Genomic DNA, 17,641 nt, shown 5'->3' on the forward strand with positions numbered 1-17,641 from the left:
ATTTTTATTTCACTCACGTGTGTGTTAACACTCGTAGAAATTTAAGTTTTGATTGATTATCTGTTAATGTATAAGTAACCTGCTTTACTCTTATGTTCACCTGATTCTAGAACATACTCTAAAACATAATAATAGGTACCTACTGGTAATTGATCTGTCTCTTCTATTGTAGTTCTTCCATTAGAGAATCCTCTAAAGAAGTTATCGTTTCTTCCATAGTTTTTAGCTCCATACACTTTAACTCCCCAACGGTTGTATATCTCTAAGGTGTTCTCTAATCTTTCTATTCCACTAATTATAAATACATCATTAACACCATCTCCATTTGGCGACATTCCAGTAAAGACTGTTATTCCATCTTCACCTTCTCCTGTTGGTCCGTTAGGCTCTAGATAATCAGGAGTACCATTACCATCTGTATCAACAGCATCGTCTGGGTTTCCATCTCCATTAGGATCTGGATTTTCATCAACAGTAAGAATACCATCATTATCATCATCAGTATCCAGATAATCAGGTGTTCCATCTCCATCTGTATCTGTATCAGAAGGGTCATTATCGTTATCATAATTTTCTTCTACAGTATCAACTCCATCTCCGTCATCATCATTATCTCTATAATCCGGTTCATCTTCTCCATCCGTATTATTCAGATCTGTATCAGGATTACTATCTACAATATTTCCATTTGGATCTCCATAACCTGTTGTATCTCCATCGTAAGCGTCATCTAATCCGTCTCCATCTACATCATTACCACTAGGTAACGTATCCGGTTCTCCATCGTTATCATAATCGAAACCTTCAGTCGAATCAGGAATACCATCATTATCACTATCCTCATCCAGATAATCCGGAGTATCATTTCCATCTGTATTCTCTGGTGTTATTCCTTCATTACCAACTCCTTCATATGCATCATCTAATCCATCTCCATCTGAATCGTTACCACTAGGTGGTATGTATCCATCTGTAGATTGCGCTTCAACATTATCAGGAATACCATCATTATCAGCATCTTGATCAAAAGAATCTATAATACCATCTCCATCGCTATCTATTGTGCCTTCTACTGTATCCAAAATACCATCATTATCATCATCAAGATCTATACTATCAGAAACTCCATCATTATCATTATCTCCATCTATAGTAATTATTTCTTCAAGATCATCAGGAGTATTATTTAGATCATTTTGATCGAGTGTTACATCTGTTATTCTATTGGTAATAGTAGTTCCTGCTGTATTATTATCTACTGAAAAACTTATAGTTAACATTCTTAGTTCTCCGGATGGTATTGTTCCTACAGTCCAAACTCCGGTACTTACATCAAAAATTCCTTGATCTGGTGTATCTGACACATACGTCACTCCTGTTGGTAGTTGATCTGTAATTGAAACATTAGTCGCTTGTGCTGGTCCAGTGTTAGACAGAATAATACTATACGTATATATTCCTCCGAGCACGTATGGACCTGGCTCAATTATTGATTTAATTACTACAAAATCAATATCTCCTATCACATTAATCTCTTCTTCGAGATCATTATTAGTAAGATCAGGATCTGTTTGATCCATTGTATAGGTAATTACATTATTGATAGTAGTACCACTCGTTCCTATATCTACTGTAGCATCAATACTCAATATAGCTGTAACTCCTGTGCTTAAGTTACCAATAGTCCAATTACCTGTAACATTATCATAAGTTCCTAAACTTGACGTATTTGAAACATAAGTCAACCCTACTGGTAAGAGGTCATTAATAAGTAAACTAGTAGTTTGAGCTTCTCCATTATTACGTACTGTAATTGTATATGTAATTGTATCTCCTTCTGTCGGTGCACTATCATTAACTGTTTTGGTAATTTCTAGATCAGCTTCATTACCTATAACGATTTCTTCTTCAAGGTCATTATTGGTAGGATTAGGATCATTTTGATCCATTACAAATGTAATCACATTATTGATTGTATTTCCACTAGTACCAGAATCTATAGTTACTATAATATCCAATGTAGTGTTAACTCCGCTTGCCAAATCGCCTATGACCCAATTACCAGATGCAGGAACATAGGATCCTTGAGATGGAATATCATTAACATACGTTACTCCAGAAGGAAGCAAGTCAGTAATAACCAGATTTGTTGCTTGTGCAACTCCATTATTGGTTACGTCTATTGTATAAGTAATTGTATCTCCCTCATTTGGAGTGCTATTATCAACTGTTTTACTCACTGCCAGATCTGCATCATTATTCACTACAATATCTTCACTTGGATCATCAGGTGTCGTATCATTATCTGTTTGATCTAAACTAACTCCTGTAACGGTATTAGTAATCGTATCTCCACTTGTACCAACATCAACACTAGCTACAATATTAAGTGTAGCAACTCCTGTACTATTGATCGTACCAACTGTCCATACTCCTGTTGCTGAAACATACGCTCCTGATCCGGTATCACTTACATAAGTTACCCCTGTTGGCAATACATCTGTAAGAACTACACTAGTCGCTTGAGCAGGGCCATTGTTAGTCACGGTTATCGTATAGGTAACATTACTTCCTTCATTAGGAGTACCATTATCAACTGTCTTGGCAACTACTAAATCCACCACATTATTAACTACAATGTCTTCACTTGGATCATCAGGTGTCGTATTATTATCTGTTTGATCTAAACTAACTCCTGTAACGGTATTAGTAATCGTATCTCCACTTGTACCAACATCAACACTAGCTACAATATTAAGTGTAGCAACTCCTGTACTATTGATTGTTCCAACTGTCCATACTCCTGTTGCTGAAACATACGCTCCTGATCCGGTATCACTTACATAAGTTACCCCTGCTGGCAGTACATCTGTAAGAACTACACTAGTCGCTTGAGCAGGACCATTGTTAGTCACGGTTATCGTATAGGTAACATTACTTCCTTCATTAGGAGTACCATTATCAACTGTCTTGGCAACTACTAAATCCACCACATTATTCACTACAATATCTTCACTTGGATCATCAGGTGTCGTATTATTATCTGTTTGATCTAAACTAACTCCTGTAACAGTATTAGTAATCGTATCTCCACTTGTACCAACATCAACACTAGCAACAATATCAAGTGTAGCAACTCCTGTACTATTGATCGTACCAACTGTCCATACTCCTGTTGCTGAAACATACGCTCCTGATCCGGTATCACTTACATAAGTTACCCCTGTTGGCAATACATCTGTAAGAACTACATTAGTCGCTTGAGCAGGGCCATTGTTAGTCACGGTTATCGTATAGGTAACATTACTTCCTTCATTAGGAGTACCATTATCAACTGTCTTGGCAACTACTAAGTCCACCACATTATTCACTACAATATCTTCACTTGGATCATCAGGTGTCGTATTATTATCTGTTTGATCTAAACTAACTCCTGTAACAGTATTAGTAATCGTATCTCCACTTGTACCAACATCAACACTAGCTACAATATTAAGTGTAGCAACTCCTGTACTATTGATTGTTCCAACTGTCCATACTCCTGTTGCTGAAACATACGCTCCTGATCCGGTATCACTTACATAAGTTACCCCTGTTGGCAGTACATCTGTAAGAACTACACTAGTCGCTTGAGCAGGGCCATTGTTAGTCACGGTTATCGTATAGGTAACATTACTTCCTTCATTAGGAGTACCATTATCAACTGTCTTAGCAACTACTAAGTCCACCACATTATTAACTACAATATCTTCACTTGGATCATCAGGTGTCGTATTATTATCTGTTTGATCTAAACTAACTCCTGTAACGGTATTAGTAATCGTATCTCCACTTGTACCAACATCAACACTAGCTACAATATCAAGTGTAGCAACTCCTGTACTATTGATTGTTCCAACTGTCCATACTCCTACTGCAGCATTATAATCTACTGCTGGAGTAGCACTAACAAAGGTTACTCCTGCTGGTAGTACATCTGTAAGAACTACATTAGTCGCTTGAGCTGGACCATTGTTAGTCACGGTTATCGTATAGGTAACATTACTTCCTTCATTAGGAGTACCATTATCAACTGTCTTGGCAACTACTAAATCCACCACATTATTAACTACAATGTCTTCACTTGGATCATCAGGTGTCGTATTATTATCTGTTTGATCTAAACTAACTCCTGTAACGGTATTAGTAATCGTATCTCCACTTGTACCAACATCAACACTAGCTACAATATTAAGTGTAGCAACTCCTGTACTATTGATTGTTCCAACTGTCCATACTCCTGTTGCTGAAACATACGCTCCTGATCCGGTATCACTTACATAAGTTACCCCTGCTGGCAGTACATCTGTAAGAACTACACTAGTCGCTTGAGCAGGACCATTGTTAGTCACGGTTATCGTATAGGTAACATTACTTCCTTCATTAGGAGTACCATTATCAACTGTCTTGGCAACTACTAAATCCACCACATTATTCACTACAATATCTTCACTTGGATCATCAGGTGTCGTATTATTATCTGTTTGATCTAAACTAACTCCTGTAACAGTATTAGTAATCGTATCTCCACTTGTACCAACATCAACACTAGCAACAATATCAAGTGTAGCAACTCCTGTACTATTGATCGTACCAACTGTCCATACTCCTGTTGCTGAAACATACGCTCCTGATCCGGTATCACTTACATAAGTTACCCCTGTTGGCAATACATCTGTAAGAACTACATTAGTCGCTTGAGCAGGGCCATTGTTAGTCACGGTTATCGTATAGGTAACATTACTTCCTTCATTAGGAGTACCATTATCAACTGTCTTGGCAACTACTAAGTCCACCACATTATTCACTACAATATCTTCACTTGGATCATCTGGTGTCGTATTATTATCTGTTTGATCTAAACTAACTCCTGTAACAGTATTAGTAATCGTATCTCCACTTGTACCAACATCAACACTAGCTACAATATTAAGTGTAGCAACTCCTGTACTATTGATTGTTCCAACTGTCCATACTCCTGTTGCTGAAACATACGCTCCTGATCCGGTATCACTTACATAAGTTACCCCTGTTGGCAGTACATCTGTAAGAACTACACTAGTCGCTTGAGCAGGGCCATTGTTAGTCACGGTTATCGTATAGGTAACATTACTTCCTTCATTAGGAGTACCATTATCAACTGTCTTAGCAACTACTAAGTCCACCACATTATTAACTACAATATCTTCACTTGGATCATCAGGTGTCGTATTATTATCTGTTTGATCTAAACTAACTCCTGTAACGGTATTAGTAATCGTATCTCCACTTGTACCAACATCAACACTAGCTACAATATCAAGTGTAGCAACTCCTGTACTATTGATTGTTCCAACTGTCCATACTCCTACTGCAGCATTATAATCTACTGCTGGAGTAGCACTAACAAAGGTTACTCCTGCTGGTAGTACATCTGTAAGAACTACATTAGTCGCTTGAGCTGGACCATTGTTAGTCACGGTTATCGTATAGGTAACATTACTTCCTTCATTAGGAGTACCATTATCAACTGTCTTGGCAACTACTAAGTCCACCACATTATTCACTACAATATCTTCACTTGGATCATCTGGTGTCGTATTATTATCTGTTTGATCTAAACTAACTCCTGTAACAGTATTAGTAATCGTATCTCCACTTGTACCAACATCAACACTAGCAACAATATCAAGTGTAGCAACTCCTGTACTATTGATTGTTCCAACTGTCCATACGCCTGTTGCTGAAACATACGCTCCTGATCCGGTATCACTTACATAAGTTACCCCTGTTGGCAATACATCTATAAGAACTACACTAGTCGCTTGAGCAGGACCATTGTTAGTTACTGTTATCGTATAGGTAACATTACTTCCTTCATTAGGAGTACCATTATCAACTGTCTTGGCAACTACTAAGTCCACCACATTATTCACTACAATATCTTCACTTGGATCATCAGGTGTCGTATTATTATCTGTTTGATCTAAACTAACTCCTGTAACAGTATTAGTAATCGTATCTCCACTTGTACCAACATCAACACTAGCTACAATATTAAGTGTAGCAACTCCTGTACTATTGATCGTACCAACTGTCCATACTCCTGTTGCTGAAACATACGCTCCTGATCCGGTATCACTTACATAAGTTACCCCTGTTGGCAGTACATCTGTAAGAACTACACTAGTCGCTTGAGCAGGACCATTGTTAGTTACTGTTATCGTATAGGTAACATTACTTCCTTCATTAGGAGTACCATTATCAACTGTCTTAGCAACTACTAAGTCCACCACATTATTAACTACAATATCTTCACTTGGATCATCAGGTGTCGTATTATTATCTGTTTGATCTAAACTAACTCCTGTAACAGTATTAGTAATCGTATCTCCACTTGTACCAACATCAACACTAGCTACAATATTAAGTGTAGCAACTCCTGTACTATTGATTGTTCCAACTGTCCATACGCCTGTTGCTGAAACATACGCTCCTGATCCGGTATCACTTACATAAGTTACCCCTGTTGGCAGTACATCTGTAAGAACTACACTAGTTGCTTGAGCAGGGCCATTGTTAGTCACGGTTATCGTATAGGTAACATTACTTCCTTCATTAGGAGTACCATTATCAACTGTCTTAGCAACTACTAAGTCCACCACATTATTAACTACAATATCTTCACTTGGATCATCAGGTGTCGTATTATTATCTGTTTGATCTAAACTAACTCCTGTAACGGTATTAGTAATCGTATCTCCACTTGTACCAACATCAACACTAGCTACAATATCAAGTGTAGCAACTCCTGTACTATTGATCGTACCAACTGTCCATACCCCTACTGCAGCATTATAATCTGCTGCTGGAGTAGCACTAACAAAGGTTACTCCTGCTGGCAATACATCTGTAAGAACTACATTAGTCGCTTGAGCTGGACCATTGTTAGTCACGGTTATCGTATAGGTAACATTACTTCCTTCATTAGGAGTACCATTATCAACTGTCTTGGCAACTACTAAGTCCACCACATTATTCACTACAATATCTTCACTTGGATCATCAGGTGTCGTATTATTATCTGTTTGATCTAAACTAACTCCTGTAACAGTATTAGTAATCGTATCTCCACTTGTACCAACATCAACACTAGCAACAATATCAAGTGTAGCAACTCCTGTACTATTGATCGTACCAACTGTCCATACTCCTGTTGCTGAAACATACGCTCCTGATCCGGTATCACTTACATAAGTTACCCCTGTTGGCAATACATCTATAAGAACTACACTAGTCGCTTGAGCAGGACCATTGTTAGTTACTGTTATCGTATAGGTAACATTACTTCCTTCATTAGGAGTACCATTATCAACTGTCTTGGCAACTACTAAGTCCACCACATTATTCACTACAATATCTTCACTTGGATCATCAGGTGTCGTATTATTATCTGTTTGATCTAAACTAACTCCTGTAACAGTATTAGTAATCGTATCTCCACTTGTACCAACATCAACACTAGCTACAATATTAAGTGTAGCAACTCCTGTACTATTGATCGTACCAACTGTCCATACGCCTGTTGCTGAAACATACGCTCCTGATCCGGTATCACTTACATAAGTTACCCCTGTTGGCAATACATCTGTAAGAACTACACTAGTCGCTTGAGCAGGACCATTGTTAGTTACTGTTATCGTATAGGTAACATTACTTCCTTCATTAGGAGTACCATTATCAACTGTCTTGGCAACTACTAAGTCCACCACATTATTAACTACAATATTTTCAATTGGATCATCAGGTGTCGTATTATTATCTGTTTGATCTAAACTAACTCCTGTAACAGTATTAGTAATCGTATCTCCACTTGTACCAACATCAACACTAGCTACAATATTAAGTGTAGCAACTCCTGTACTATTGATTGTTCCAACTGTCCATACGCCTGTTGCTGAAACATACGCTCCTGATCCGGTATCACTTACATAAGTTACCCCTGTTGGCAGTACATCTGTAAGAACTACACTAGTTGCTTGAGCAGGACCATTGTTAGTCACGGTTATCGTATAGGTAACATTACTTCCTTCATTAGGAGTACCATTATCAACTGTCTTGGCAACTACTAAGTCCACCACATTATTAACTACAATATCTTCACTTGGATCATCAGGTGTCGTATTATTATCTGTTTGATCTAAACTAACTCCTGTAACAGTATTAGTAATCGTATCTCCACTTGTACCAACATCAACACTAGCAACAATATTAAGTGTAGCAACTCCTGTACTATTGATCGTACCAACTGTCCATACCCCTACTGCAGCATTATAATCTGCTGCTGGAGTAGCACTAACAAAGGTTACTCCTGCTGGTAGTACATCTGTAAGAACTACATTAGTCGCTTGAGCAGGACCATTGTTAGTCACGGTTATCGTATAGGTAACATTACTTCCTTCATTAGGAGTACCATTATCAACTGTCTTGGCAACTACTAAGTCCACCACATTATTAACTACAATATCTTCACTTGGATCATCAGGTGTCGTATTATTATCTGTTTGATCTAAACTAACTCCTGTAACGGTATTAGTAATCGTATCTCCACTTGTACCAACATCAACACTAGCAACAATATCAAGTGTAGCAACACCTGTATTGTTGATTGTTCCAACTGTCCATACTCCTGTTGCTGAAACATATGCTCCTGATCCGGTATCACTTACATAAGTTACCCCTGTTGGCAATACATCTGTAAGAACTACATTAGTCGCTTGAGCAGCCCCATTATTAGTTACTGTTATCGTATAGGTAACATTACTTCCTTCATTAGGAGTACCATTATCAACAGTCTTAGCAATTACTAAGTCCACTGCATCATCAATAGCTCTCCAATCTGGATCTCCTCCTGGGTTATCTGTATCAGGAAAAGGGTTATTGGCCGTCTGCCCTCCATTATTTGATCCACCAGCATTTGTAGTACTCGCACCATCTATATCAAATTCATCATCTAACCCATCCCCATCACTATCGGTTCCCAATAGACTTAAATCTGGAGTGGTTCCAATAGTGTCTGTTGCATCTATTACACCATCATCATTACTATCATAGGCTTCAATAGTATCACTTTCTCCATCTTCATCAGAGTTCAAATCTATATAATCTGCACCGTCTGCAAGACCATCTGTATTTTCTGGTGTTATAGGAGTTCCATTTAATCCGCATATGGCAATAGTACAATTTGCATCATATTGGTCATCGATACCATCATTATCGGTATCATTTCCGCTTGGCGGAAGATATCCTGAAGTAGATTGCCCTTCTATATTATCTACAATACCATCATCATCAGCGTCTATATCTATATAGTTTGCATTACCATCTGTATCTGTACTTGTAGGATTTGCTGTGGTAGCAGTGTCAGTATCATTTGATTCGATAGCATTAGCAAGTCCATTAGCTCCAAAATCAGCAGGTAAGCCATCTATAATACCATCTTGATTTGTATCTACTGCTCCATTATCTAACTGTCCCGACTCCATTAAGTCTGTGATTCCGTCGTTATCACTGTCTAAATCTAAATGATTAGAGACTCCATCTCCATCAAAATCAAAAGCAGGATCCAATGTATCACAAATCCCATCTAGATTACCATCTATACATACAGGAGCTGTAGCACTTCCATTATTATCAAAATCCTGATAATTGGGTATCCCATCTGCATCTGCATCTGCAGAAGGGTTTACTCCTAAGGTATTTTCTGTTGTATCCAGAATCCCATCATTATCACCATCCAGATCAACAGCATCACCTATTCCATCACCATCATTATCATCAAATGTAGGATCGCAAGCATCTGATATACCATCTCCATCTCCATCAGGACCTCCGATTTGCTGATAATCATCTGTTGAATTCGTATCTCCATCTACCGGATCAGTATATGCTGCGGCCACAACTAACCCATTCGTATTTACTGTACCTGCACCTACTGTTAAAGGTTCTGCCGCTGTGTTTGAAGGATTATACACTCCGCCATCACCACCATCGGCATTAGCATCAGCGTAGGCTTCATTAGCATCACTACAACTATCCCCATCACTATCTAAAGTTAAATAATCTAAACTACCATCACTACCTGTATCTGTTGGGGTATTCCCTGCTCCTCCATTTGCAAAAGAAGGCACCCCGTTAGTAGCTGCATTATTAATATTATTGTCATCATCTATATGACGACCTTCTTGTCCCGGAATCAAACTTACTATGCCTCCGGATTCAACAACATCATAAATTCCATCATTATCTGCATCTAAATCCAAATAATCTGCAATACCATCGCCATCAGTATCACAAGTTAATGCACCAAAAATAGAATATGCCACGTTATCACCAGGCCCAATATTTGAACTAGTAACAACCAGCTCTGTAATAAGAGTTGTAGAATTACCTACTAACATAATACTTTGATTATTTACTGTATCTCCTAAACTAGATATTGTTCCTGTAGACACATTATAGGTCATTTTATTTGAAAATAATTCAGCTCTTCTAAACAATCCTTGTGGTGCACTTCCTCCATTTACTGTAATCATGTAAGATCCGCCTGGAGAATTTACACCATCAAAATCATTAATGTAGAAGCCTATTTCATTTGCAGGAACTCCTGGGGAAAAAGTAACCGTATATATAATATCACCGGATTTAGCAACCCTAGTTCCTGCTCCGTTATCATTAATATAATAACGAGTTTGCCCATCGTTTGTATTCATTGTATTACTTTGAGATACAAAACCTGGAAGTGTATATGTTACTGTACTTGTTGTATTTCCTATCCAAGATCCATTTGAATTCTGTGCTCTAAATCCCTCACAATTTTCTTCTAAATCTTTAATACCATCATTATCATCATCTAAATCAGCACTATCTACAATACCATCACCATCAGAATCTGGTTCACAAACAATAGCTGTATTATTAGTCACATTCCCTAAACGAGTGACATCGGTAGTATAGGTTAAACCTGTAATGGCTCCGTTTGTAGTAACTCCTGTGTTATCCACTACACCACCATAGGTTCCATCTGCATTAGAATCTGCTGGTGAACTTTGATAGTTAGCATAACTTGTATTATAAGCTTCATTGGCATCGTTACAACCATCACCATCACTTTCGGTGTTTAGGTAATCTGCTGGACTTGTACCTACTGTATTGGTTGGTGTTGTTCCTGTTCCTGCAGAACTTGGTATTCCTCTGGTAGTTGGCGTAGTTCCTACTGCTCCATCGGCTTCTCCTAAGTTTGTAGTACTTGGGGTTCCGCCTGATTCTACTACATCATAGATACCATCATTATCTGCGTCTACATCTAATCGGTTTTCTATTCCATCTCCATCGTCATCACAAATTCTATATTGTATACGTAATAATATACCATTTTGAGATGCTGTTACTAATCCGCCAGATGCTATTGCTGCAGTAAGATTTATAGCTGATCCATTTGTTATTTCATATTGTGGAAAAACTACTGTTGTTGTTCCTGCTCCTCCTACTGGATTCGTAACAGAATCACCTGTTATTGTTAAACCTGCTTGTGGTGATGTTGGTTGTAACAAAACTCCTCCTGCTGGACTATAACTCACAGATTCCCCATCAGTAAACTGGCCATCATACATTAGCATTATTTTCTCAAAAGATTGTGTAAACGATACTTCTATAGTTCGTGTTCCTCCAACAGCATTGGCTACTGTTAACCATGGACTTCCTGCATTTCCAACTAAATTGGAAGTAGGAGATGTGGGGCCTGTGGTATTAAATCTTACCGTAACACCCACTCCGTTTAATTCTGGGATAGATAATACTGCTCCTATATCTGCTATAGTTTGTCCGCCTGAAGCACTTATACCTGCATCGGTTAACCCTAAATCTGCCCAGTTTATATTTAAACTTGTTAAACCACATTCCTCTGTATCTAAAATACCATCATTATCATCGTCTAAATCTGCTGTATCCTGAATACCATCGCCATCTGAATCGACTTCGCAAACACTAGTTGTACTATTAGTAACATTTCCTAAACGGGTAGCATCAGTAGTATAGGTTAATCCTGTAATGGCTCCGTTTGTAGTAACTCCTGTATTATCCACTACTCCACCATAGGTACCATCTGCATTAGAATCTGCTGGTGAACTTTGATAGTTAGCATAACTTGTATTATAAGCTTCATTGGCATCGTTACAACCATCACCATCACTTTCGGTGTTTAGGTAATCTGCTGGACTTGTACCTACTGTATTGGTTGGTGTTGTTCCTGTTCCTGCAGAACTTGGTATTCCTCTGGTAGTTGGCGTAGTTCCTACTGCTCCATCGGCTTCTCCTAAGTTTGTGGTACTTGGGGTTCCGCCTGATTCTACTACATCATAGATACCATCATTATCTGCGTCTACATCTAATCGGTTTTCTATTCCATCTCCATCGTCATCACAAATTCTATATTGTATACGTAATAATATACCATTTTGAGATGCTGTTACTAATCCGCCAGATGCTATTGCTGCAGTAAGATTTATAGCTGATCCATTTGTTATTTCATATTGTGGAAAAACTACTGTTGTTGTTCCTGCTCCTCCTACTGGATTCGTAACAGAATCACCTGTTATTGTTAAACCTGCTTGTGGTGATGTTGGTTGTAACAAAACTCCTCCTGCTGGACTATAACTCACAGATTCCCCATCAGTAAACTGGCCATCATACATTAACATTATTTTCTCAAAAGATTGTGTAAACGATACTTCTATAGTTCGTGTTCCTCCAACAGCATTGGCTACTGTTAACCATGGACTTCCTGCATTTCCAACTAAATTGGAAGTAGGAGATGTGGGGCCTGTGGTATTAAATCTTACCGTAACACCCACTCCGTTTAATTCTGGGATAGATAATACTGCTCCTATATCTGCTATAGTTTGTCCGCCTGAAGCACTTATACCTGCATCGGTTAACCCTAAATCTGCCCAGTTTATATTTAAACTTGTTAAACTACATTCCTCTGTATCTAAAATACCATCATTATCATCATCTAAATCAGCACTATCTGCAATACCATCACCATCAGAATCTGGTTCACAAACAATAGCTGAATTATTGGTTACATTGCCTAAACGGGTAGCATCGGTAGTATAGGTTAATCCTGTAATAGCACCGTTTGTAGTAACTCCTGTATTATCCACTACACCACCATAGGTTCCATCTGCATTAGAATCTGCTGGTGAACTTTGATAGTTAGCATAACTTGTATTATAAGCTTCATTGGCATCGTTACAACCATCGTCATCACTATCGGTGTTTAGGTAATCTGCTGGACTTGTACCTACTGTATTGGTTGGTGTTGTCCCTGTTCCTGCAGAACTTGGTATACCATTGGTAGTTGGCGTAGTACCTACTGCTCCATCTGCCTGCCCTAAGTTTGTAGTACTTGGGGTTCCGCCTGATTCTACTACATCATAGATACCATCATTATCTGCGTCTACATCTAAATAATCAGGAATACTATCGCCATCTGTATCGCATATAGCAGTAATATTCTGAAAATCATCCAACCAAACTATTTGGTTACCAGGGTCCGTGTCTCCTGGTGGTGTACCTCCATCTCCTAAATCATAAGTTATAACAAGAGATCTTATAGGGTTATTAATAGAAAACGTTGCAATATTTGTAGCATCTGTAGTTCCTGAGCCATCCGTATCGAGTTCATCAACAATAAAACCTTCGCTATTAAAAACTAAAGCACTACCTAGGGTTGTTGAGATTGCAACTGGGTTATTATTAACATCGAAAGCTTCAATTTTTATGGCATCCTGAAAAGCATCATCATTTCTATCTATATCATAGATATTAAATGGATTTCCAATTAGTACGTCTTGTGAAAAAGTTAACGTGAAAACTGAATTTTGTGTATCGTCATTTATATCAGATCCATTCATACCAAATTGTAAGGTACCTCCTGCTGATGGGCTATAGTCTGGAGAATCTGAAGCTGCTATAACACCTCCGTTGTAACTCGATGTAATATTTAAATTAACTCCAGAACCATCAATATCTATAAAATCAAAATCTAAACTACCATTTGGGTCTGATTGATTCTCCCAAAGAAGATTAAATGGAGAAGCACCAGGACATGCATACTCAACGGTATCTAAAATCCCATCATTATCGTCGTCTAGATCAGCAGTATCTGCAATACTATCACCGTCTGAATCTAATAAAACAGTTACAGTAACTGTTGAAGAATCGCAATTTGTTGGAGATGGCTTACAGGTATTGTACACTAATGTGTATTCGCCTGCAGGTGTACCAGGTGCTACATTTACTGCCCCTGTGCTTGTATTTAAAGTTACTCCTGGATTTGTTGAACTTACTTCTACTAAATCTACATCGGCAACAGGAGGATTTGTTACCCCTCCAACTTCATCATTTACCAAAACATTAGCTACCGCTACACCTCCTGAAGTTGTACTAACACCTGAATCATCACTTGTTATAATAATTGGAAGTCCAGCTACACTAGATACAAAAACCCCAGAATCATAGGATGAATCTCCTACATCTGCTATGGCAATTTTCATACGGTAAGTAACTCCTACCATTAGATTTACAATCGATTCAAACTTTTTAGTTATTCCATTATATTCAATATGAATTGTTTTAGTTCCTGAATTATCATTAACTGGGCCAGCATTATTAGGATCAGCGTCATTATCGAGTATATGACCATTATTGACATAATTAGTTGCTTGAGTTAAATCAGGAAAAATTGTTGGATTATCTACTGCTGCACCAGAAGATCCTCTAAAGCCAGCATTTACATTATTAATAGATACAGGATTAGAAGTACCAGGAACTACTGCTAAATTTAACGCTGGGACTTCTCCAAAATCATAAACATTATTATTATTTACATCTCCATCTGGTATACTAGGATCTGATCCAGATGGATCAGATACAAAAAAGCCAAAAACATCATTAAAAGACGACCCTACATAATCAGGGTATTCTTCTGACCCAAATTGATACTCTACTAAAACACCTTTGTAATTAGGTTGAGCTATAAAATCAAACTCGAAAACAACAACATCATGATTAGCGATTGTATTTATATTTACTAAATCTTCATCATCATAGGTAATTCCTCCTTCAAAATCATCTGAATTAGCCGTAAGTGAATTCTGATTATCAAAAGCTGATGCTATAGATGAGGTAGTAAAAGCTACCCCGTCATCAACACTTAAACTAGCATCAGCTATACCATTTGAAAATATCCCTAACTGAGTCGAAGTATCTTTAGTTATAACAGGATTGCTAATAACGATACCTGCCGTTTGTAATTCTGTAGCAATTGCTAATGCTGTAGGGTTTGTAGTGTATGATGCTTGCGCATAAGAAAAACCTAATCCAGCAAACAAAAACATAAAAAAAACTAATCCTGATTGGATTCTTTTTTGTTTTATATAATTTAAAATAGTAAGAGTTTCCATAGACATTTTAGGATAATATAGGTTGTATTATTTTTTTGAGTCGATTTAAAATAAAACCGCAAAAGTTAATAGGTAAAATCATTACAAATTAACATGGCTTTATGTTAAAAAATCTAAAAACAAAGACGAATCGACATGTTTAATCGATAAAAGAACATTTTTAATCGACAAACGGAAACGCACCCTGTTTGCAAAATATTCATTAAATTCTGTGATTTATTGTAACAAACTCTCTTTTTGAAAGTTAGCTACCAAAACAATTTCAATTAATATATTCACTACAATGTATTTCTGTACTGTTCTTAATAACACGATAAGGAAATTCTCTATTAGTACCGAAGAAGTTTCTAAAAAGGAGTGTACAATAAAAGAATATGTTCCCAATAAAATGGAAAGCATTCTTCTTAAAAGCTATGTTATGTAATTTGTTTGTTGAATTATCAACTTGCTTTTGAATGCAATTTGTATAAATATTCTGTATAAGAGTAGATATATCTTTTGATATAAAAAAAGAAAACCTCATAATGGTGATTTAGTTTAAAATTATCGTTATTCAAATCCTCACAACTACTGGCTCGCCAAAAGTTTTATAATTGTCAGGGGGTTTTATATATGTTACTGTAAATTCGTCATTCAATTTGATTTTTTTAACATAAAACGCTATTCTCTTACCAATTAAAATAGATAATAATACTCATACTACATAAGAGAATAAAAGTAATGTTATTCATAAATATTATGCTACATCAATAATTTAGATGTATTGAATTTGGAAAGAAAAACACTGGAATGCAATTAACTATAGCATAGTATTATTGTGCCATAAAAAGAAAGTACATCAAAAAGATGAAATTGGAAATATATTTATCTAATGTATTTTTTTTATATACGCAACAATGATTTTAAAATATCGACTTCCGCCGTGTTTTTCTCAACATTATAAATTTATACATAAATATGTAATTTTCATTATGTCAAAACATTTAAATAATTACGTTTTCCCCTTTCTTTCATCATAAAATATTGATTACCAGTACTTAAAATCAAAAAAAAAGTATTAAAAAAATGTTAATATCATTTACTAAACACTTTTTTTGTTAAAAGAAACGAGGTGTTAGCATTCTATTGTATTTTTTGAAGAGTTCGAATCTGAGAAATACCTCATAACTTCCGTCATTAAATTGACTCTGACCTAACTCAGTCGTTTCTCGATCATATGCAAATCCAATCATTAATGCATCTGAGATCTGAAACCCTATTGTACCACTTAAGGCTGCACTCCAACGATAAGCAGCTCCCAATGTCAAACGATCATACAATAAAAAATTAGCTGAAATATCAACTTGTAATGGCGCTCCGAACACCAATTTACCTAAAACTGCTGGCTTAAACTTTACATCATCACTCAAATCAAAAACATGACCTGCTATTAAATAATAATTAACACGCTCCTCTGCCAGAAAACTAACTGCATCGCTATTACTTGTAGTTGTACTCTCATCAAAATGATCCGTTTCTAATAAATTGGGAGCACTTAAACCTACATAAAACTTATCGGTATGATAATAAACTCCAACTCCAACATTAGGACTAAACTTATTGTCTATATTATTCTCAAATAATGCATCATTGGTATTGAATTGTGATAGTTTTTGAAAATCAACATTCAGTAAATGACCTCCCGCTTTTATACCTAAGCTTAATTTACCTGTTTCTGAAGTAGGAATCGTGTATGAAAAATCAATATCAAAATAAGTCTCACTTGTAGGGCCAATCTCATCATTAACTATAGATAATCCTAAACCAACACGTTCATTACCCCCAATTGGGGTATTAAGGGTAAGTGTCTGGGTTCGGGGAGCTCCATCTAAACCAACCCACTGACTACGATGAAGTCCCATAATACTCATTACCCCTCGACTACCAGCATAGGCAGGATTAACACTTATAGTGTTATACATATACTGAGTGTACTGAGCATCTTGTTTTGCATAACTGTTAAAAAACATAATGCTCAAAAACGATGTCACAACTATTATTCTTATTTTTTTCATCCGCTTTAATAGAACTATTTTAATTTAACCCAACCCACAAGT

Annotated in this window: 2 protein-coding genes; both read right to left on the reverse strand. The window is 36.9% G+C overall.

Annotation, left to right across the window (positions count from 1 at the left end):
- Positions 1-56: 56 nt before the first annotated feature.
- Complete coding sequence (locus tag ATE84_RS18980) at positions 57-15,545, reverse strand: gliding motility-associated C-terminal domain-containing protein (RefSeq protein ID WP_233195845.1); 15,489 nt, start codon at positions 15,543-15,545, stop codon at positions 57-59.
- Between the two features lie 1,097 nt (positions 15,546-16,642).
- On the reverse strand, positions 16,643-17,599 hold the full coding sequence (locus ATE84_RS18985) for a type IX secretion system membrane protein PorP/SprF (RefSeq protein WP_101449458.1): 957 nt from the start codon (positions 17,597-17,599) through the stop codon (positions 16,643-16,645).
- Positions 17,600-17,641 lie beyond the last annotated feature (42 nt).

This window comes from Aquimarina sp. MAR_2010_214, from assembly GCF_002846555.1.
Taxonomy (GTDB): Bacteria; Bacteroidota; Bacteroidia; order Flavobacteriales; family Flavobacteriaceae; genus Aquimarina.

What these genes read in the sequence shown, in the direction of transcription:
- ATE84_RS18980 (WP_233195845.1), bottom strand. Translation starts at nt 15,545, where the DNA reads ATGGAAACTCTTACTATTTTAAATTATATAAAACAAAAAAGAATCCAA.
- ATE84_RS18985 (WP_101449458.1), bottom strand. Translation starts at nt 17,599, where the DNA reads ATGAAAAAAATAAGAATAATAGTTGTGACATCGTTTTTGAGCATTATG.